Below are 19,039 nucleotides of genomic sequence, written 5' to 3'. Positions count from 1 at the left end.
GGCGGACGCCGTCACACCGCCGGAGCTGGATCGTGCGCGGTGCCGTCCGGCGTGGTCTCGCCGTCCAGCTTCCGCCGCTTGAGCCGGGCCAGGCCGACGATGTTCAGACCGACACCCCAGATCAGGAGTACGACGAGCCACTGGGCCCAGTTCGCTGCGCTCATCCGGCCCGAGAGCAGGTTCCGGACCGTGGCGTAGGGGGTGAAGGCCTGCGCGGGCTGGAGGACGTCGATCCCGCCCAGCACGGCCCAGAGGCCCAGCGGCAGCACGATGGTGGCGAGGCATGCGAGGACAGCGGGCCGCAGTAGCAAGCCGAGCCCGGTCCCCACCAGTTGGGCGACGATCTGCACGAGCACGCCGCCCAGCGCGATGGTTGCGGCGTGCCGCCAGGGGGTCGGGGCGGTGCCCGACGGTGCGAGCGCGAGAGCGGCGGCGCACACCAGGACGCCGAAGAGTCCGACGGCGGCGGCCAGGAGCGTCGCCGCCAGCAGGGTCGGTGCGGGCCGGGTGGTGCGGGGTGCCCGGCGCAGGTCGTGAGCCAGCAGGACGCCGAGGAACGGCACCGTCACCGACATCAGGCTCTGCACCATGTCCGAGAGGGTGGCAAAGGTGCGGTCCTCCGATTGCCCTGCCGTGGCCATCGCGACGGCGGCCAGCAGGCCCAGCAGCAGAGTGATCGTGATCAGCCATCGCCGGGGCCGCGTCCCGACGGAACGCCGGAGCGCGTCGAAGGTCGCCCCACCAAAGCCGCCCGGCTGCTCGTCGATGTGCACGGTGTTCTTCTCCACGTCCCTGCCCCCGTTCTGCCCTTTCCGTCAGACTCTCCTATCCGGACCGATAGGCGCTGTCCCGGACCCGGGATCGTGCTCGAACTGTGGCTGCTCCCGGCCCGCCTCACCGTCTGGTCGGGTGCGGGTCAGGGCGCGTAGCCGGGGCCGGCGACGGTCTCGGCGATGCGGGTGAGCCAGTGCAGGTCGTTCGCGCGGGATTCCGCGCTGGCCTCGGAGTTGAGGATGCTCTCCAGGAAGACGGCGACATCGTCGAGGTGCCGTTCGCTGCGGTAGTAGCTCAGCAGGGTCTGGTCCGGCTCCAGCGGGCCGTAGCCTCGGCGGAAGAGTTCGGCGCAGTGCGCGTCGATCGGGTGGTCGCCGAAGTCCTGGCTGAAGACGAACATCAGGTCCCGCTCGCGCGGCGCGAGGATCGGCGCATCCCAGTCCACGACGTGCAGTGGACCGTCCCCGTCGGCGATCAGGTTGCCGGGGTGGATGTCGGCGTGGCACACGACGTGTCGACCGTGCGTCACGCGGGAGGCGAGGTCGTCGACCGTCGCGGACAACCGCCGCAGCGCGGCGCCGTACCGGTCCCAGAAGGCGCCGAGAACCTGGCTCGCCGCAGCCCGCTCGCCGAGGGCCCGTAGCCGCTCGCCGGCGCTCGATCGCCAGGTCTCGACGGGCAGGACGGCGGCGATGTCGGCGCTCGGCGTGACCGCGTGCAGCCGACCCAGGAACTCGCCGTACTCGATCCACTGGCGCTCGGTGAGGCCGCGGCCCCACAGGCTGCCGCCGTCGTGGAACGGGTAGAGCAGCAGCCGGTGGTCGCCGAAGCCGTGGCTGGCCCCGCCGTCCGGCAGGTCGATCGGCGCGACGACCTGCCGAACCCCGTGCGCGCGGAGGAAACCGGGCAGCAGGACGGCGGCGGGGGTGTACTCGCCGCGGCGCAGCTTCACGAAGTAGCGCTCGCCGTCGGACGTGTCCACCCGGTACGCCCATGCGTTCACGTCGAGTCCGACGGGCATGAAGACGAGGTCGGCGATGTCCACGCCCCAGGCGGCGGCCACCTCGGCCGCCAGCAACCGCTCGTCGACGTCCGGCTTGTCGAGCACGGTCGCAGCGTCGCAGCCGCTCGACCGGCCGGCAAGGCCATTTCGCCCGCCGATCGGGCGAGCGCCGGGACCGTGGTGCGTGCGCCGCCGCGTTCTGCGGGGCGCGAAGTGTCGGGCGTCGCGGTTAGCCTGCTGGCGTGGCTGAATTCACCGACGCCGATCTGCGCGGCTCTCGGTTCGAGCACGTCGACCTCAGCGGCGCCGAGCTCCGCGCCGTCGACCTGTCCGGCGCCCGGTTCCGTGGCGTCGACCTGAGCGGGGTCACCATGCGGGGGGTCGAGCTGGTCGGCGTCGACATCCACGGCGAGATCGAGAACCTGACGATCAACGCCGTCGACGTCGGGCCGCGACCGGGGCGCGCGGCCCTCGCTCGACACGGTGCTCGCGCTGCGCCGCGACCGGATGTCCACCGTGCGCCGGGTCATCGAGGGGCTGACCCACGAGTCACTGGACGGCCACACCGAGCCGGTGGAGGGCCCGGGCTGGCCGCGACCCCGCAGCTACCCGGTCCGTGAGTGCCTGCTCGTCGTCCTCAACGAGGAGTGGGAGCACCGGCTCTACGCGGAGCGTGACCTGGACGCGCTGGAGGCATGCGGGGCGGGTTCAGGCTGACCCGTTCACCAGCTTGCGGAGCGCGGCCACGGCGGCCCGGTCGCTGACCTCGGCGTAGATCTTCTTGTCCGGGCCGGCCAGGACCACGTACGGGCATGCCTGGTCGTCGCCGGTCATGGCCTTCTCGAGCAGCTTGCGGCCCGTCGACACCTCGTACACCCGAAGTCGCCAGCTCGCCCGCAGCAGCGTCAACGTCAGTGGCTTCGGGTCGTCGTACTTGCAGCGGCGGATCGTCGTGCCGGTGCTGACCCGGTCCAGGCAGGCGACCATCTGCACCTTCGTGGGTGACTCCGGCGCCCAGGTCTGCTCCACCTTCTTCGACAGGCCCTGCGAGAAGTAGTAGGTGCCGTTCTGGTAGCGCAGGCCCGAGCCGTTCCCGATGAGCAGCACGACCGGGTGCGGCGCCTTGCCGGCGCGTTTCGGCGACTGCGGGTAGAAGACCCCGTCGTCGCACACCCGGTTCAGGTCGGAGATCTCCTCGGCCGGGTACGCGCTGGCCTCGGGCCCCTGCTGCACCGGCTCCTCGCTGGCCTCCGGTTCGGGGGTTGCGCCGGGGCTGTGTTCGGTGGTGGGCGCCGCTGGCGCCTCCCGGGCCGGTCCGGAGGCGGTGGTCGTCGCGGAGCGCAGCAGGAGCATGCCGCCGGTCAGGCCGAGGCAGCCCACCAGCAGCACCACACCCACGATGACGGCGGCGACGACGAGGGTGCGGTTGCGCGGGCCGGGTGGCGGCGCCCACGGCACCGGCGGCTGCGGCGCGAACGGCACCGGCTGCTCTCCCGCCGGCGGCACCCACTGCGGCGGCCCGTAGCTCGACGGCGGCTGCCCGAGTGGGTGAGGTGGGGAAGGATCGGCTGCTCCAGTGCCCGGCACCGGCTCCATCGCCGGTCCCGCGCCCGATTCGGCCCCCGTGCCGGTCATGCGCAGTTCCTCTTTCGATCGAGGCGAAGCGCGAATGTACCAGGACGTTCAGCCCGGGTGGGGGCGCGTGCGTGGCGTCTGGAGCGTGATCCAGTAGCGCCGGGCGGCGCCCAGCCCGGTGTCCCGGATGTCCTCGAGGACGCCACCCTGGCGCTCGATGGTGCGCGCCGAGGCGGTGTTGCCGTCGGCGCAGACGAGCAGCACCCGCTCCAGGCCGAGCGCACGGGCCTCGTCGAGCATCCGGCCCAGCGCCCAGGTGGCCAGGCCCCGCCGCCGGGCCGAGGGCCGGATGCCGTAGCCGATGTGGCCCGCGACCCGCAGCAGGGCGTCGTCGAGTTCGTGCCGCAGCGCGATCCCGCCGAGCACCGTCTCGTCCTCGACGATCCACCGGTACGTGCACCGCACCCCGCCCGGGCCCGGAGTCCGGTCCGACTCGTCGGTCAACCGGGCGACCCAGGCCGCGAACCCGGCCGGGGAGACCACCTCGTCGGTGGGACGGAGCCCGAAACCGTCCTCGTGAGGGCCGGGACCCCACTCCCGATGGGCCGCCAGCCAGGCGGGGTGCAGCCGGACGGTGGGCGCGATCAGCTCGGGCATCCGACGACGATAGCGCCGGCGAGCGACCGCGGCGAAGCCCCGGCTAGTCGGTCCCCTGTGGAGTGAGGATCCGGTCGTGCAGGACGTCCCGGCAGCGCAGCAGCCGCGCGGTGATCTCGTCGAACAGCGCCGGATCGGTCCGGCCGCCGCGCCACACGGCCCGCAGCGCGGCGTGGCCCACGGCCAGCTGGGTGGCCGCCCCCTCGACCAGACTCGCGTACTCCACGCGGATCGCCGGGGGCGCGGACCGCGCCGCCTCGCGGGCCGCGCGCAGCGGCGCTCCGGCCCGCGCGAAGATCTCGTCGGCGTCCGCCTCGCCCGCGCCGAGCCGGGACAGCACGTGTTCCAGCTCGGTCGCCGCGACCGTCATCCGACCGACCGCCGCGAGGGTCCCCTCGGCCAGCTTCACCACGCCGCGACCCTACCGCCGGCGGGCGGCCGCACGTCACCCCGCGCGCAGGGCGTCGTCCACTCCGGTCTCGCGGCGGCCCAGGTGGACGGGATCGCGGCCGGAGACCACGTCCACCGTGGCCTTGACGCAGGCGCCGTACTCCCGGGTGGCGCTGACCCGCCAGCGTTCCGCGTACCGGCGGGCGGTGTCGTCGCCCACGCCGTTGGCGGCCACGCCGAGGTGCCGGCAGACCGACACGGCGCGGGGGAGGTGGAAGGACTGGGTCACCACGGTCGCCCGCTCCACGCCGAAGATGCGCCGGGCCCGGGCGCAGGAGTCGTAGGTGTCGAAGCCGGCGTGGTCGAGCACCACCTTCTCCGCCGGCACGCCCCGGTCGACCAGCCAGCGGCGCATGGCGTCGGGCTCGTCGTAGTCGTCGTTCATGTGGTCGCCGGAGACCAGGATGACCCGGACCTTGCCGGCGGCGAAGAGCCGCTGCGCGATCTCCAGCCGGGCGGCGAGGAACGGCGACGGGGCGCCGTCGGCCTCCACCTTGGTGCCCAGGACCAGGGCGACCGGGGCCTCCGGCACGTCGGCCTCGGTGAACACGTGGCCCTCCGCGCCGGCCCGGACCCAGGCCACGCTGGCCCCGGTGCCGGCGGCCAGCAGCGCCGCGCCGGCCACGACCGCCACCACGGTACGGCGGATCCGGCGTACGGTCGGTCTGCGGTCGGTGCACCAGCCCCTGACCCTCACGAACAGCCCCCGCATGCGGGCGATTCTGTCAGGCGGCGGCGCCCACCGGGTTCCCGGCGGCAGGAGGAGGGACGACATGGGGAAGCGGCACCCGGCGCTCGCACGGCTCGACGTGCTGGTCGGCCGGTGGACCGTGCAGCCGGAGGTCGAGGGTCTCGGTGCCGGCTGGACGGAGTTCAGCTGGGTGGAGGAGGGCCGGTTCGTGTGGCGGATGTGGCGGGAGGCGTCCGGCTTCCACCAGCGGTTCATCGGGACGCTGGGCGTGGACGGCGCCGCCATGGACGGCCGCTGGGAGCGGTCCGCCGACGGCACCGACTGGGCGCTCGACTTCAAGCTGGCGTACCGGCGCTGACTCCCGCCCGGGTCACCGTGCGGCGCGGGCGAGCACGATCAGCTCTCCGTCGTCGCCCGCGCCGACCGGCTCCCCGGCCCAGCCGCCGAGCACCCGCTCGACGGTGAAGCCGGCCCCGGCTAGGGCGGTCCGCAGCTCCGTCTCGGTGCGGAAGCGCAGCGTGCCGGGGTTGCGCAGCTCCGCGCCGTCGGGCAGCAGGTAGTGGTGCAGGAAGCTCACCAGGCCGTCGCGCACGGCGGTCAGCTCGGTCCAGGCGTCCACCGTCGTGCCGTCCGGCAGGGTGCGCCGGCGGAGTGAGTCGGTGGGGTTCCAGCGCTCCCAGCGCCGCGCGGCCGGGTCGCGCGAGTCGAACGCCAGCCGGCCGCCGTCGACCAGGGTCCGCCGCAGGTGGCGGAGGGTCTGCGCCCACGTCCCGTCGTCGAGGATCTCCTGCGCCACGTGGCTGGTCAGCACGGCCACGTCGTACGCCGCGTCGGGCAGGTCGGTGGCGGTGCCGGCGAGCCAGGTGACCCGGTCACCGCCGGGTTTGGCCCGGGCGGCGGCGAGCGACCCCGGCTCCGGGTCGACGCCGGTGACCCGGTGGCCGGCGGCGGCCAGGGCCAGGGTGAGCCGCCCGGTGCCGCACCCCAGGTCGAGGACCCGGGTCGGCGCCCGCCCGACGAAGCGCAGGAAGAACTCGTCGTCGCGCCCCCACGCGTTGTCCGCGTCGTAGAGCGCGGCGGACAGGTCGACCGGCACGTCAGGAGATGTGGTGGAGGATGACGTTGTGCACGTGGTGGCTCTTCTGCGCGCCCCGGAACTCCACCTCGTACGTGTGCGTGCCGACGTGGATGGCGATGGCCCCGGTGGAGAAGAACGAGCCGCCCCACGACTTGTTGCTCACCACGCTCACGCTGGTGATCTTCGCATACGGGATGCTGGTGATGGCGTACCGCTTTCCGACGAAGGAGCGGTCCTGGATGACGACCCGCCGGTCGGTCAGGCCGATGAACCCGGTGCCCGTGCCGACGGCGTCGTAGACGGCGATGATCTGCTCGCCGGGCAGGAGCCCGCTCTGGATCTGCTGGAACTGTTCCTTGCGGTCGTACGTCGGATCGGCCATGCCCCCGACGGTAGGCGGGGCCCGCCAGCCCGCCAGCCCGCCAGCCCGCCGGCGTCCCGGTGGAACGGCGGCAGCCCCCGTCCTCGTGGACGGGGGCTGCCGGGGTCCGGGGGTCAGTGGTCGACGCGCGGGTCGTGGTCCCGGCTGCGGCTGCCGGCCTTGGCCAGGCCCCGGCTGATCAGGTAGCCGACGGTCAGCAGGGCGATGTACCACCAGGCCTTGTCCGCGGCGAAGTAGTCGCCGCCGTTGTTCGCGGCGCCGTCGCCGACGGCGTTCGAGGCGATCAGGACGCCGATGACGGCGAGCAGGTAGACCGCCAGCTCGGTGGTCTTCCACGCCGGCTTGGTCTCCTCGCCGTGCCGGTGCAGGTGCCGGACGTCGCGTTCGACGTGGTCGGTGGCCCGGTCGGTGGCGGTGGGCGTCGTCATGGTCAGCTCCTCAAGGGGTTTGGCACATTTCGTCGTCTTCGGGAGCCTTTGCGGTTCCCTGTGCCGGAAGTCCTACCCCGGAGGATTTAGTTGCTAACCAGAAACTTTCAGGGATCTTTCAGGAGAGCGCTCAGAGGTCGGTGACCGCGCGGACCGCGTCCTCGATGCGCGCCGCCAGCAGGACCTCGCCCTCGGTCAGCGGCTCGCCGTCGCCGTGGCCCACCCTGATCTGGGTGCGGTCGGCCCTGCGGCTGATCTCCGGACGCAGCCGCAGCGCGTCGGCGACCACCGCGACGCGCTCGGTGAGCGCGGCGTGCTGGGTGTCGTCGATGACGAGCGTCCGGCGGATCTGTTCACCCTCCCGGGTCCAACCGGACAGCAGGGCGAGCGCATCGCTGAGGTAGTCGTGTTTCGCCCGGCCGTTGAACAGCACGCGCATCACCGCACCTCCCAGGCGTCGTTGCCGGCTTGTGGCCAAATCGTCGCCATCCCGTGTCCCTGTCGACGCCCTCCAGTCTGTCGTCGCACAGATGGTGTGTCCACGCCCACACTTCCGTGTTCTGCTGACCTGACGGTCGACTCAGCTACCCAAACCGCCGATTGATCTGGCACGCTGGACGGCCGTGCAGACCGAACGGGTTAGCGGGAACGGGCAGGACCGGCGGGAGCCGAGGGTTGTCGTCGGCGCGGCCATCGTCGTGGACGGCAGGGTCCTGGCCTGTGCGCGGTCCGCGCCGCCGGAGGTGGCCGGGCGCTGGGAGTTCCCCGGCGGCAAGGTGGAGCCGGGGGAGACCGAAACCGACGCGTTGATCCGGGAGTGCGCCGAGGAACTCGGCGTCCGCGTGGAGATCGGCGCGCGGGTCGGCCGCGACGTCCGGATGGCCCACGGCCGTTCCGTCCTCCGGGTGTACGTGGCCCGCCTCCTCCACGGTGACCAGCCGAAGGCCCTGGAGCACCTGGAGCTGCGCTGGCTCGCGGCCGGCGAACTCGACAGCGTCCCCTGGCTGCCGGCTGACGTGCCGATCGTCGCCGCCCTGCGCCCGCTGCTCGCCGGCTCCTGACCGGCGGAACCGGACGCGGGGACGGAAACGGAACGGGGGCCGGCGGCATGTGCCGCGGCCCCCGTCATCGTTGTCGGCGTGCTGCTCAGTGCTTCGGCTCGTCCTGCTGCGGGTGGGCGAAGTTCAGGTGCTCCGGGGGCAGCGGGAAGGTCACGTCGTCACCGAACGGCGACGGCGCGGCGGCCCGGTCGAAGGTCAGTTCGGTCAGCGGCAGCTTGCCGTTGACGTCGACCGCGGGGGCGGTCGGGTGCGGCACCTCGCGGTGCCAGTTGACGCCCTGCTGCGCCTGCCGCTCGGCCGCCGCGTCGTGCGAGCCGCCGGCGTGCGAGTGCACCCCGCCGTGGGCTCCGCTGGCGGTCACGGCGCCACTCGAATGCCCGCTGGTCACGCTGGTCTGAGGCACCTGACCCCTCCGGAAGATCTTGCTACCAAGCCACACAAGGGGATCGTACCTGCGGTCGACGACCCGCTCCTTCATGGGGATGATCCCGTTGTCGGTGATCTTGATGTGCTCGGGGCAGACCTCGGTGCAGCACTTGGTGATGTTGCAGAAGCCGAGTCCCATCTCGGACTGCGCGTACTCCTTGCGGTCGGTCTTCGCGTCGAGCGGGTGCATGTCCAGCTCGGCGGCCCGGATGAAGAACCGGGGACCGGAGAACGCCTGCTTGTTCTCCTCGTGGTCGCGGATCACGTGGCAGACGTTCTGGCAGAGGAAGCACTCGATGCACTTGCGGAACTCCTGCGAGCGCTCGACGTCGACCTGCTGCATCCGGTAGTCGCCCGGGGCCACGTCGGCCGGCGGCGCGAACGCCGGGGTCTCCCGCGCCTTCTCGTAGTTGAACGAGACGTCGGTGACCAGGTCCCGGATGACCGGGAAGGTGCGCAGCGGGGTGACCGTGACGGTCTCCCCCTCCTCGAAGGTCGACATCCGGGTCATGCAGCTCAGCCGGGGCTTGCCGTTGATCTCCATGGAGCAGGAGCCGCACTTGCCGGCCTTGCAGTTCCACCGGCACGCCAGGTCCGGCGCGTCGGTGGCCTGGAGGCGGTGGATCACGTCGAGGACGACCTCGCCCTCGTTCACCTCGACCGTGTAGTCGCGCAGCTCGCCGCCGTTCTCATCGCCCCGCCAGATGCGGAAGGGCCGCTTCGCGCCCGGCTTGCCGGCCGCCTGCGTGTTGTCAGTTCCCATTCCTCAGCGCTCCTCCTCGGTGAGGGCGTCGAACTCGGCGAGTTCCTCGTCGGTCAGGTACTTGGCCAGCTCGGCCCGGTCGAACAGCGAGATCAGCTCGGAGCGCATCTTCGGCAGCGGCTTCCGGGTCAGCCGGACCGTGTCGCCGTCCAGCGCGCAGACGAGGTTCACCCGGCGCCACTTCGGGTCCATGGCCGGGTGGTCCTCCCGGGTGTGCCCACCGCGCGACTCCTGCCGCTCCAGGGCGGCCTTCGCGGTGCACTCCGAGACGACCAGCATGTTGCGCAGGTCGAGGGCGAGGTGCCAGCCCGGGTTGTAGCGCCGGCCGCCGGCCGCGCTCACCTTCGCCACCCGCTCCCGCAGCTCGGCCAGCCGGCGCAGCGCGTCGACCAGCTCACCCTCCCGCCGGATGATGCCGACCAGATCGCCCATGACGGCCTGGAGGTCCTGCTGGAGGACGTACGGGCTCTCGCCGGTGTCCCGCTGCAGCGGGGCCAGCGCCGTCTCCACCGCGGCCTCCACGGCCGCCACCGACACCGCCGGGCGCGAGGTCAGCTGGTCGGCGTACGAGGCGGCGTGGCCGCCCGCCCGCTTGCCGAAGACCAGCAGGTCCGACAGCGAGTTGCCGCCGAGCCGGTTGGAGCCGTGCATGCCGCCGGAGACCTCACCGGCCGCGAAGAGCCCGCGCACGGTGCCGTACGCCGCGCCGGAGTCCGGGTCCACCTCGACGCCACCCATCACGTAGTGGCAGGTCGGGCCGACCTCCATCGGCTCGGCGGTGATGTCGACGTCGGCCAGCTCCTTGAACTGGTGGTACATCGACGGCAGACGGCGACGGATCTCCTCGGCCGAGCGCCGGGACGCGATGTCCAGGAAGACGCCGCCGGCCGGCGTACCCCGACCGGCCTTGACCTCGCTGTTGATGGCGCGGGCGACCTCGTCGCGGGGCAGCAGCTCCGGCGGACGCCGGTTGTTGTCCGGGTCGGTGTACCAGCGGTCCGCCTCCTCCTCGGTCTCCGCGTACTGCTTGCGGAAGACGTCGGGGACGTAGTCGAACATGAACCGCGTGCCCTCGGAGTTCTTGAGGACGCCGCCGTCACCGCGGACCGACTCGGTGACCAGGATGCCCTTCACCGAGGGCGGCCAGACCATGCCGGTCGGGTGGAACTGGAGGAACTCCATGTTGATGAGGGTCGCCCCGGCGCGCAGCGCGAGCGCGTGACCGTCCCCCGTGTACTCCCAGGAGTTCGAGGTGACCTTGTAGGAGCGGCCGACGCCGCCGGTCGCCAGGACCACGGCGGGGGCCTCGAAGAGGACGAAGTCGCCGGACTCACGGAAGTAGCCGAACGCGCCGGCGACCCGGTCGCCGTCGAGCAGCAGCTCCGTGATGGTGGTCTCGGAGAAGACCTTGATGCGGGCCTCGTAGTCGCCGTGGTCCCGCTTGTCCTCCTGCTGGAGGGAGACGATCTTCTGCTGGAGGGTGCGGATCAGCTCCAGGCCCGTCCGGTCGCCCACGTGCGCGAGGCGCGGGTACTCGTGGCCGCCGAAGTTGCGCTGGGAGATCTTCCCGTCCTTGGTCCGGTCGAAGAGCGCCCCGTACGTCTCCAGCTCCCAGATCCGCTGCGGCGACTCCTTCGCGTGCAGCTCGGCCATCCGGAAGTTGTTGAGGAACTTGCCGCCGCGCATGGTGTCCCGGAAGTGCACCTGCCAGTTGTCCCGGGAGTTCACGTTGCCCATGGCGGCCGCGGCGCCGCCCTCGGCCATCACCGTGTGGGCCTTGCCGAACAGCGACTTCGAGATGATCGCGGTCTTCTTGCCGGCCAGCCGGGCCTCGATCGCCGCGCGCAGGCCGGCGCCGCCGGCCCCGATCACGACGACGTCGTAGTGGTGTCGTTCGATTCGCGTCTCAGTCATGTCCAGGCTCTCAGTTGATGAACCGCAGGTCGTTGAACCAGCCGGCCGCCACCGCCATGACGTAGAAGTCGGTCAGCGCCAGGGTGCCGAGGGTGATCCAGGCGAGCTGCATGTGCCGGACGTTCAGCCAGGACACGCCGGTCCACGCCCGGTAGCGCAGCGGGTGCTTGGAGAAGTGCTTGAGCCGCCCGCCGATGATGTGCCGGCAGGAGTGGCAGGAGATCGTGTACGCCCAGAGCATCACCACGTTGAGCAGCAGGACGAGGTTGCCCAGGCCGAAGCCGAAGCCCTTGGGCGAGTGGAACGCGTAGATCGCGTCGTAGGTGTTGATCAGCGAGATGATCGCGGCGGCGTAGAAGAAGTAGCGGTGCAGGTTCTGGCCGAGCAGCGGGATCCGGGTCTCACCGCTGTACGCCTGGTGCCCGTCGGGCACGGCGCAGGCCGGCGGCGACAGCCAGAACGACCGGTAGTAGGCCTTGCGGTAGTAGTAGCAGGTGAGCCGGAACAGCAGCAGGAACGGCAGGGTCAGCGCCGCGTCCGGGATGATCCACCAGCCGGGCAGGAAGCTGCCGAAGTGCGAGGACCCCTCGACGCACCGCTCGGTGACGCAGGGGGAGTAGAACGGCGTCAGGTAGTGGTACTGGTCCACCCAGTACCACTTGTGCATGAAGACCCGGACCGTCGCGTAGATGACCCAGGCGCTGAGCCCGACGACGGTGATCAGTGGCGCGAACCACCAGCGGTCCGTTCGCAACGTCTTCGCCGCGATGGCGGCGCGCCCCCGCGCTCCCCGCGGCCTCGTTGCCGTTGATGTCATTCGAGTCGTCTCCCTGACGGCGCCCTCGCGGGGGCGGCGGATCACACCTTCCGTACCGGTCAGCGGACCGGCGAGACCGCGTCCACTGCCACGTCTTGCGCACGCACAGACCGCACCGGCGAACCGGTGCAGCTAAATGACACACGTTACGCCGATCTTCGCGGCCCGGCCGCGCAACGCAGTGTCCCGTGTGTCCGGGAGGTTGGAAAGACCCGCACCAAGATCAATATCTTGGACCGTCAGCCGGACGCGCCCCCGGTGAAGTTCCAGGACGCCAGCCGCAGCGCCGGAGCCTCCCACCAGGAGCCGTCCATCCGGTCCGGTTGGCGGACCGGCGCCCGGCCCACGCCGAGCACCCGACCGGGGCCCATCGCCCGGGGGTAGGACTCGGTGAACCGGAAGTCGCGCACCGCGCGGGTGGGCACCCCGTCCTCCACCAGCCAGACGCCGTTGCGGGTCAGCCCGGTGACCACCAGTTGCTTCGGGTCCAGCACCCGCGTGTACCAGAAGTCGCTGACCAGCAGGCCCCGCGCCATCCCGGCCACCAGGGCGGCGGTGTCCGGGTCGGCCACCGCGCCGGTCACCCCGGCGCTGAGCTGCCCGGTGGCCACCTCCGCCGGGCCGCCGGTGGGCAGCAGGCGCAGGTTGCGCGGGAGCGGACCGAACGTCGACGCGCCGAGCATCCCGTGGCCGGTGGACCCGGTGCCCGCCTCGGCGCCGCTGCGCCGGTCGTGCGCCACCGCCGCCGTGGTGCCCGCCTCGACCAGGGTCAGCGAGCGCCGGGGCGTGCCCTCCAGGTCGTACGGCAGCCCGGAGGCGTGCAGCGGATCGTCCACGAGGGTCACCGCCGGGTCGAACTGGGCCCTGCCCGGCTCGGCGAAGGACTGCCGCTCGGCGTGCCGCTTGCCGTTGAAGCCGTACCAGGAAAGGTTCTGCAGGAGGTCGGCCCCGGCGGCCGGTTCGAGCACCACCTCGTAGCGCCCCGGGGGCAGCTCGACGGGGTCGGCCGCGGCCCGCGCCTTCGCCGCGGCCCGCGCGCCCAGGGCCCCGCCGTCCAGGTCGGCCAGGCGGTCGGCGGCGTGCCGGGCCACCCCGTCCGCGCCGCCGGTGCGGGCGATGCCGTCCATGGCCGCCTCGACCGACCGCCCCACCGCCGACTGCCCGGCCGAGTTGGCGAACGCCCCGGACCGGTGCGCCGTCCGGCAGTAGCCGGCGGCCTCCAGCCCCTCGACCGCGTCCACGAAGGCGCGTACGCGGGCGGCCCGCTCGTCGGGTGAGGCGGCCGCGGTGGCCTCGTCGACGGGCGGGCCGGACGGGACCGGCGCCGGCGGGGCGAGCCCCGGCCAGGCCGGGTCGGGCGGGGCGAGCCGGGTCGCGGCCAGGGTCCGCTCGACCAGCGCGGTCAACCCGTCGGGGTCGACCAGGCTGCCGCTGCCCGCGGCCGTCCGCCCGTCGGCGTGCAGCCGGAGCCGGACCGAGGTGCCCGACTCGGCGACGTTCTGGTGGATGAACGAGTTGGCGAACCGGGTCAACGCCAGGTCGGCCCGGGTCACCACCACCTCGGCCTCGGCGGCCGGCCCGGCCAGCCGCCGGACCAGCTCCACCACCCGGCCGGCGAGGTCCAGCTCGCTCATGCCCGCACCCCCACCCGGACGTTGCGGAAGCGGGCCGGCGCGGCCGGGTGGCCGGTGTGCCCGGTCTGGCCCGGCTGCCCCTTGCCGCAGTTCGGCGTGCCCCACGGCACGACCTCCGACGAGAGCATGTCCATCGAACGCCAGAAGACCGGCCCGATCCCCGTGTAGGTGGGGTTGCGCAGCATCCGCCCCCGGCGGCCCTTCTTCACCTCCCAGCCGACCTCGCAGCCGAACTGGAAGTTGAGCCGCTTGTCGTCGATGGACCAGGAGCGGTTGAGGTCCATGAGCACCCCGTCGTCGGTTTCCGCGATGATCTCGTCGAGCGTGTGCGGGCCCGGCTCCAGGCCCACGTTGGTCATCCGCACCATGGGCAGCCGCGCCCAGCCGTCCGCCCGTACGCTGCCGCCGTGGTCCAGGCCCGCGACGGCGGCCGAGTCCCGGCCGGCGAGCACCCCCACCCAGCGCCCCTCGCGGACCGCGTCGCGCTTCACCGCCGGGGAGCCCTCGTCGTCGAAGCCGAAGCTGCCCAGCGCGCCGGGGATGGTCGGGTCGATGGTGACGTTCATGAGCTCGGAGCCGTAGCGCAGCGCGCCGAGCCGGCTCAGGTCCAGCCAGGACGTGCCGGCGAAGGCGGCCTCCCAGCCGAGGATCCGGTCCAGCTCGATGGCGTGCCCGACCGACTCGTGGATCTGGAGGGCGAGCTGCTCGCCGCCGAGGATCAGGTCGGTCTCGCCGGACGGGCACTCCGGGGCGGTGAGCAGCTCCCGGGACTCCTCGGCGATCCGGGCTGCGTGCGCGGCCAGGTCCAGCGAGGTGACCAGCTCCCAGCCGGTGGTGCCGTACTGGCCGCGGTAGCTCGGATAGGAGCGGCGCTGGGTCTCGCCGGCGCCGATCGAGGTGGCCGAGATGCCGCCGCCGCACTCGCGGATGCGCTGGTCGATGCGGTGCCCCTCGCTGGAGACGAACCACTTGGCGGTGTCCCAGATCTGGTAGAGCCCCTCGGCCAGGTCGGCGCCGTGCTCCCGCATCGTCGCGGTGGCACGGGTCAGCAGGTCGCCCTTGTCGGAGAGCGGCACGCCGAGCGGGTCGACCTCGCAGGCCGAGGCCCAGCTCGCCACCGTGGCCTCCACCGGTACCAGGTCGATGGGCGGGCCCGGGACCCGCGCGCTCGCGGTGGCGATCGCCGCGGCGCGCCGGCCGGCGTCGCGGACCGCGGCGTCGGACAACTCGGGTAAGGCATGGAAGCCCCAACTCGACCCGACCAGGGCGCGGACGCCCAGCCCGATGCTCTCGTCCTGGGTCAGCTCCTCGATGTCGCCGTTCCGGGCCGACATCGACTCGTAGCGGCGATGCATCACCCGGGCGTCCGCGTATCGGGCTCCCGCGTCGAGGGCGGCCTGGACGGCGGCGGTGGCCGCGTCGAACTCCGTCATGCGCCCGACCCTAGGCGAGCGCACCGACACGCGTCAGGCGAGCAGCTCCTCGGGGCGGATCGTCGCCCGGACGGGATCGGTCAGTTCCAGCACCTCGCCCGCCTTCGTGACGGACCGCTCGACGTAGTGCCCACCCTGTCGCTGGTAGAGGTGCATCGTCAGGGTTTCCTGCTCGATCAGCAGGTACCACTCGATCCCGGCAGCGGCGTAGTAGTGCATCTTGAGCACCTTGTCGGTGGCCGCGTTGCTGGGGGAGACGATCTCGCAGACCAGGTGCACGTCGCTGGCCTCGATCACGAGCACGCTCAGATCGATGTCGTTGGTGATGACCAGGTCGGGGATCGGGATCCGCCCTGCCCTCAGGCGGACGTTCACGGCTTCGAGCACACGGAGGCCGGCGTCCCGCACGGGTCGGCGGAGCACGGCGCGAAGTTCGCCGGAGATGTTCTGGTGCAGAGGAGTGGGCCCAGGGGTCACGTGGAGGCTCCAGTCGAAGAGTTCGACGCGTTGCTGCGTCTCGCCGAGGGCGAGGTACTCCTCTTCGGTCCACGGGCCGTCATGGCCGAACACCGCCGCGGTCATGGTCACCTCCACCTCGTGTCGGCGGGAATCCTCCATTGGTAGCCGCGTCCATGGTCGCACCTCATGTGCGGGGACGACGCGGCGTTGCCCAGTCGCAACCATGAATGTCCTGGTGAGGGCTGTTCAGGTGGGAAACTCAGTCGTTACGCTCGGGCCGCTGACAGGCTGCGTTCTGTAGCTTATTTTCGCCTCCAGAAGTTTGTTGTAAGTTCTCTTCGTCACTGAGGGAGGCGGTCATGGACAGGTCGGAGACGGTGCCGTCCGGGGAGCCGGACCGCCCCGAGGTGCCGGAGCAGCGCACCGGCGAAGGTCCCTATCTGCAGGTCCGGGACCTGCGGGTGCGGTTCGACACCGAGGACGGCGTGGTGAAGGCCGTCGACGGGGTGTCGTTCGCCGTCGAGCGCGGTCGCACGCTGGGCATCGTGGGCGAGTCGGGCTCGGGGAAGAGCGTCACGTCGCTGGCGGTCCTCGGCCTGCACAACGCGAAGCGGGCCACCATCACCGGGGAGATCTCGGTGGGTGGTCGTCAGCTGGTCGGGCTGCCGGAGGAGGAGGTGCGGCGGCTCCGGGGCCGGGACATGGCGATGATCTTCCAGGATCCGCTGTCGGCGCTGCACCCCTACTACACGGTCGGCAAGCAGATCGCCGAGGCGTACCGGGTGCACCATCCGAGGGCCGGGAAGCGGGAGGCGCGTACCCGGGCCGTGGACATGCTGGGCCGGGTCGGCATCCCGCAGCCGGCGAAGCGGTTCGACCAGTACCCGCACGAGTTCTCCGGTGGCATGCGGCAGCGGGCGATGATCGCCATGGCCCTGGTCAACGACCCGGACCTGCTGATCGCCGACGAGCCGACCACCGCGCTGGACGTGACCGTGCAGGCGCAGATCCTCGACCTGCTCAGCGGCCTCCAGGACGAGTTCCGGTCGGCGATCATCCTGATCACCCACGACCTGGGCGTGGTCAGCCAGGTGGCCGACGACGTCCTCGTCATGTACGGGGGCCGGGCCGTCGAGCACGGCAGCGTGGAGCAGGTGTTGCGGCGGCCGCAGCATCCGTACACCTGGGGGTTGTTGTCGAGCGTGCCGTCCCTGCACGGTGACGCGGACGCGGACCTCGTGCCGATCAGGGGCAACCCGCCGTCGTTGATCAACCTGCCGTCGGGGTGCGCGTTCCACCCGCGCTGCCGCTACGCGGACCGCAACGGCGACCGCTCCCGCACGGAGGTGCCCGAGCTCCGGGCGGCCGGGGAGGCGGGCCATCTGGTCGCCTGCCACCTGCCGGCCGAGGAGCGCACCCGGCTCTACCAGCAGGACATCGCCCAGGTGGGAGTGGCCCGATGAGCACCGAGACCGAGTCGCTGCTGCGCGTGCGGGGGCTGACCAAGCACTTCCCGGTGCGGGAGGGCTTCCGCGCCCGGGGCGCCGTCCAGGCCGTGGACGGCCTGGACTTCGACGTGCGGCCGGGGGAGACCCTGGGCCTGGTCGGGGAGTCCGGGTGCGGCAAGACCACCACCGGCCGGATGCTGGTGCGGCTGCTGGAGCCCACTTCCGGCACCATCGAGTTCGCGGGGCGGGACATCACCCACGCCCGCCGGGGGGCGCTGCGGCCGCTGCGGCAGGACCTCCAGATCATCTTCCAGGATCCCTACGCCTCGCTGAATCCCCGGCACACCGTGGGGCGGATCGTGGCCATGCCGTTGCAGGTCAACGGCATCAACCCGCCGGGTGGCATCCGCAAGCGCGTGCAGGAACTGCTCGAACTGGTCGGGTTGAACCCGGAGCACTACAACCGCTACCCGCACGAGTTCTCCGGCGGGCAGCGCCAGCGCATCGGCATCGCCCGCGCCCTCGCGCTGCGCCCGAAGCTGATCGTCGCCGACGAACCCGTCTCCGCCCTGGACGTCTCGATCCAGGCCCAGGTCATCAACCTGCTGCGCGACCTGCAACGCGACCTCGACCTGGCGTTCGTCTTCATCGCCCACGACCTCGCCGTCGTGCGGCACTTCTGCCACCGCGTCGCCGTCATGTACCTCGGCAAGATCGTCGAGATCGGTGACCGCGACGACATCTACCAGCGGCCGCAGCACCCCTACACCCGGGCCCTGCTGTCGGCCATCCCCGACGTCACGACGCTCGGGCCGGCCGGGCGGATCCGGCTCACCGGCGACGTGCCCACCCCGCTCAACCCGCCGTCGGGCTGCCGCTTCCGCACCCGCTGCTGGAAGGCGCAGGAGCGGTGCGCCACCGAGGAGCCGGCGCTGGTCCCCCGGGACGGCGGCAACCAGGCGACCGCCTGCCACTTCCCGGAGACGGGAACGATCAGCCAGGGCGCCGGACCGGCCGCCGCGACCGCCGAGGAGGTGTCGAAATGAGCCTGTCCCCGGTCGAGGGCGTGGCGCTTGCCGAGATCGAGTCCACCGGTGCGAGCCCCGAGGAGAAGGGGCTCGTCGGGCGCTCGCCCGGCCAGCTGGTCTGGGCCCGGCTGCGCCGGGACCGCACGGCCCTGATCAGCGGCATCGTGCTCGCCGTGTTCATCGTGGCGGCACTGGCGGCGCCCCTGCTCCAGCGGCTCTACGGGATGTCGCCGAGCCAGCAGTTCGGCGACCTGCTGGACAGCACCGGCATGCCGCTCGGTTACGTGGGCGGGGTGAGCGGCGACCACTGGTTCGGGCTCGAACCGGGCCTGGGCCGGGACATCTTCATCCGGATGATCTACGGCATCCGCACCTCGCTGCTGATCGCCCTGGGCGCCGCGGTGGTCACCACGACGATCGGCGTGGTGCTGGGCATCGTCGCCGGCTACCTGGGCGGCGTGGTCGACTCGGTGATCATGTGGGTCACCGACGTCGCCCTGGCCATGCCGTTCCTCATCTTCGCGCTGGCCGTGGTCCCGACGTTCTCGCTGCGGTTCTACGGGCCCCGGGACGCGGTGCCCACCTGGTTCGCGGTGACCACGCTGATCGTGGTGTTCGCCGCGTTCGGCTGGACCGGCACGGCGCGACTCGTCCGCGGGCAGGTGGTGTCGCTGCGCGAGCGGGAGTTCGTCGAGGCGGCCCGGGCCAGTGGCGCGGGGCTCGGCCACATGCTCTTCCGGCAGTTGCTGCCGAACATCTGGGCGCCGATCCTGGTCGCGTTCTCGCTCGCGGTGCCGTCGTACGTGACCGGTGAGGCGGCACTGTCCTTCCTGGGCGTCGGGCTGCCCGAGTCGGTGCCGAGCTTCGGCCGGATGATCTACCGCAGCATCGACTACCTGCAGACCGACCCGGCGTACGTCTTCTTCCCGGGCATCACCATCTTCGCGCTCGTGCTGGCGTTCAACCTCTTCGGCGACGCGCTGCGCGATGCGCTCGACCCGAAGTCGTCACGGTAAGG

General features: G+C 72.1%; 22 protein-coding genes and 1 pseudogene. 7 read left to right on the top strand and 16 right to left on the bottom strand.

Annotated features, from left to right (window positions below):
• Positions 1 to 11: 11 nt before the first annotated feature.
• Together ABZS80_RS14915 and ABZS80_RS14910 are read right to left on the bottom strand one after the other, a co-directional pair.
• On the bottom strand, positions 12 to 788 hold the full coding sequence (locus ABZS80_RS14915) for a hypothetical protein (protein WP_355056212.1): 777 nt from the start codon (positions 786 to 788) through the stop codon (positions 12 to 14).
• Between the two features lie 128 nt (positions 789 to 916).
• Entirely contained in the window at positions 917 to 1,882 is a 966-nt protein-coding gene (locus tag ABZS80_RS14910; protein WP_355056211.1) for an aminoglycoside phosphotransferase family protein, read from the bottom strand.
• A 137-nt stretch (positions 1,883 to 2,019) separates the two neighbouring features.
• Between ABZS80_RS14910 and ABZS80_RS14905 the strand changes: the two are divergent.
• A pseudogene (locus tag ABZS80_RS14905) lies at positions 2,020 to 2,139 on the top strand (pentapeptide repeat-containing protein); the annotation flags it as partial.
• 121 nt (positions 2,140 to 2,260) lie between these two features.
• Positions 2,261 to 2,494, top strand: coding sequence for a hypothetical protein (locus ABZS80_RS14900; protein ID WP_355056210.1), 234 nt, complete (start codon positions 2,261 to 2,263; stop codon positions 2,492 to 2,494).
• Here the strand turns inward: ABZS80_RS14900 and ABZS80_RS14895 are convergent.
• From ABZS80_RS14895 to ABZS80_RS14880, 4 genes are all read right to left on the bottom strand, one after another.
• Positions 2,486 to 3,259, bottom strand: a complete 774-nt coding sequence (locus ABZS80_RS14895) for a hypothetical protein (RefSeq protein ID WP_355056209.1) — start codon at positions 3,257 to 3,259, stop codon at positions 2,486 to 2,488. The genes ABZS80_RS14900 and ABZS80_RS14895 overlap by 9 nt on opposite strands.
• Before the next feature lie 201 nt (positions 3,260 to 3,460).
• The gene (locus tag ABZS80_RS14890) at positions 3,461 to 4,009 is read right to left on the bottom strand and encodes a GNAT family N-acetyltransferase (RefSeq protein ID WP_355056208.1); all 549 of its coding nucleotides are present in this window, start codon (positions 4,007 to 4,009) and stop codon (positions 3,461 to 3,463) included.
• Positions 4,010 to 4,052: 43 nt separating this feature from the next.
• The gene (locus ABZS80_RS14885) at positions 4,053 to 4,421 is read right to left on the bottom strand and encodes a hypothetical protein (RefSeq protein WP_355056207.1); all 369 of its coding nucleotides are present in this window, start codon (positions 4,419 to 4,421) and stop codon (positions 4,053 to 4,055) included.
• 33 nt (positions 4,422 to 4,454) lie between these two features.
• On the bottom strand, positions 4,455 to 5,171 hold the full coding sequence (locus tag ABZS80_RS14880) for an ElyC/SanA/YdcF family protein (protein WP_355056206.1): 717 nt from the start codon (positions 5,169 to 5,171) through the stop codon (positions 4,455 to 4,457).
• A 61-nt stretch (positions 5,172 to 5,232) separates the two neighbouring features.
• Between ABZS80_RS14880 and ABZS80_RS14875 the strand changes: the two genes are divergently transcribed.
• A complete protein-coding gene (locus tag ABZS80_RS14875) occupies positions 5,233 to 5,508 on the top strand; it encodes a hypothetical protein (RefSeq protein WP_355056205.1) in 276 nt (91 codons plus the stop codon).
• 12 nt (positions 5,509 to 5,520) lie between these two features.
• On the opposite strand, the gene ABZS80_RS14870 is transcribed toward ABZS80_RS14875, so the two are convergent.
• The 4 genes from ABZS80_RS14870 to ABZS80_RS14855 form a co-directional block, all read right to left on the bottom strand.
• Positions 5,521 to 6,246, bottom strand: a complete 726-nt coding sequence (locus ABZS80_RS14870; RefSeq protein WP_355056204.1) for a class I SAM-dependent methyltransferase — start codon at positions 6,244 to 6,246, stop codon at positions 5,521 to 5,523.
• A gap of 1 nt (position 6,247) precedes the next feature.
• Complete coding sequence (locus tag ABZS80_RS14865; protein WP_151462085.1) at positions 6,248 to 6,610, bottom strand: PH domain-containing protein; 363 nt, start codon at positions 6,608 to 6,610, stop codon at positions 6,248 to 6,250.
• A gap of 113 nt (positions 6,611 to 6,723) precedes the next feature.
• Positions 6,724 to 7,038, bottom strand: coding sequence for a hypothetical protein (locus tag ABZS80_RS14860; RefSeq protein WP_355056203.1), 315 nt, complete (start codon positions 7,036 to 7,038; stop codon positions 6,724 to 6,726).
• Positions 7,039 to 7,168: 130 nt separating this feature from the next.
• Positions 7,169 to 7,477 carry a 4a-hydroxytetrahydrobiopterin dehydratase gene (locus ABZS80_RS14855; RefSeq protein ID WP_151462084.1) on the bottom strand — a complete coding sequence of 103 codons (309 nt, stop codon included), beginning with the start codon at positions 7,475 to 7,477 and terminating at the stop codon, positions 7,169 to 7,171.
• Between the two features lie 184 nt (positions 7,478 to 7,661).
• Between ABZS80_RS14855 and ABZS80_RS14850 the strand changes: the two genes are divergently transcribed.
• Complete coding sequence (locus ABZS80_RS14850) at positions 7,662 to 8,099, top strand: (deoxy)nucleoside triphosphate pyrophosphohydrolase (RefSeq protein ID WP_355056202.1); 438 nt, start codon at positions 7,662 to 7,664, stop codon at positions 8,097 to 8,099.
• Positions 8,100 to 8,184: 85 nt separating this feature from the next.
• Here the strand turns inward: ABZS80_RS14850 and ABZS80_RS14845 are convergent, their stop codons facing one another.
• From ABZS80_RS14845 to ABZS80_RS14820, 6 genes are all read right to left on the bottom strand, one after another.
• On the bottom strand, positions 8,185 to 9,288 hold the full coding sequence (locus ABZS80_RS14845; protein WP_355056201.1) for a succinate dehydrogenase/fumarate reductase iron-sulfur subunit: 1,104 nt from the start codon (positions 9,286 to 9,288) through the stop codon (positions 8,185 to 8,187).
• A 3-nt stretch (positions 9,289 to 9,291) separates the two neighbouring features.
• The gene (locus tag ABZS80_RS14840; protein ID WP_355056200.1) at positions 9,292 to 11,202 is read right to left on the bottom strand and encodes a fumarate reductase/succinate dehydrogenase flavoprotein subunit; all 1,911 of its coding nucleotides are present in this window, start codon (positions 11,200 to 11,202) and stop codon (positions 9,292 to 9,294) included.
• Between the two features lie 10 nt (positions 11,203 to 11,212).
• Entirely contained in the window at positions 11,213 to 12,019 is an 807-nt protein-coding gene (locus ABZS80_RS14835; RefSeq protein WP_355056199.1) for a hypothetical protein, read from the bottom strand.
• Between the two features lie 239 nt (positions 12,020 to 12,258).
• Complete coding sequence (locus tag ABZS80_RS14830) at positions 12,259 to 13,653, bottom strand: metallopeptidase TldD-related protein (RefSeq protein ID WP_355056198.1); 1,395 nt, start codon at positions 13,651 to 13,653, stop codon at positions 12,259 to 12,261.
• Positions 13,650 to 15,086, bottom strand: a complete 1,437-nt coding sequence (locus tag ABZS80_RS14825) for a TldD/PmbA family protein (RefSeq protein WP_355056197.1) — start codon at positions 15,084 to 15,086, stop codon at positions 13,650 to 13,652. Before ABZS80_RS14825 ends, ABZS80_RS14830 begins: the two co-directional genes overlap by 4 nt.
• Positions 15,087 to 15,119: 33 nt before the next feature.
• Complete coding sequence (locus ABZS80_RS14820) at positions 15,120 to 15,668, bottom strand: Uma2 family endonuclease (RefSeq protein ID WP_355056196.1); 549 nt, start codon at positions 15,666 to 15,668, stop codon at positions 15,120 to 15,122.
• A 236-nt stretch (positions 15,669 to 15,904) separates the two neighbouring features.
• Here ABZS80_RS14820 and ABZS80_RS14815 point away from each other — a divergent pair, with 236 nt between their 5' ends.
• Genes ABZS80_RS14815 through ABZS80_RS14805 form a run of 3 tightly spaced genes read left to right on the top strand, consistent with a single transcriptional unit; the run spans position 15,905 to position 19,037 of the window.
• Positions 15,905 to 17,008 (top strand): ABC transporter ATP-binding protein, encoded by a 1,104-nt coding sequence (locus ABZS80_RS14815; protein WP_355056195.1) that lies wholly within the window; start codon positions 15,905 to 15,907, stop codon positions 17,006 to 17,008.
• A complete protein-coding gene (locus ABZS80_RS14810; protein WP_355056194.1) occupies positions 17,005 to 18,039 on the top strand; it encodes a dipeptide ABC transporter ATP-binding protein in 1,035 nt (344 codons plus the stop codon). Before ABZS80_RS14815 ends, ABZS80_RS14810 begins: the two co-directional genes overlap by 4 nt.
• The gene (locus ABZS80_RS14805) at positions 18,036 to 19,037 is read left to right on the top strand and encodes an ABC transporter permease (RefSeq protein ID WP_355056193.1); all 1,002 of its coding nucleotides are present in this window, start codon (positions 18,036 to 18,038) and stop codon (positions 19,035 to 19,037) included. Before ABZS80_RS14810 ends, ABZS80_RS14805 begins: the two co-directional genes overlap by 4 nt.
• Positions 19,038 to 19,039 lie beyond the last annotated feature (2 nt).

This window comes from Micromonospora sp. NPDC005305 (assembly GCF_040607315.1).
GTDB lineage: Bacteria > Actinomycetota > Actinomycetes > Mycobacteriales > Micromonosporaceae > Micromonospora.
Note: the sequence above shows the minus strand (reverse complement) of the source record. Positions and strands in the feature narration are given on the sequence as shown.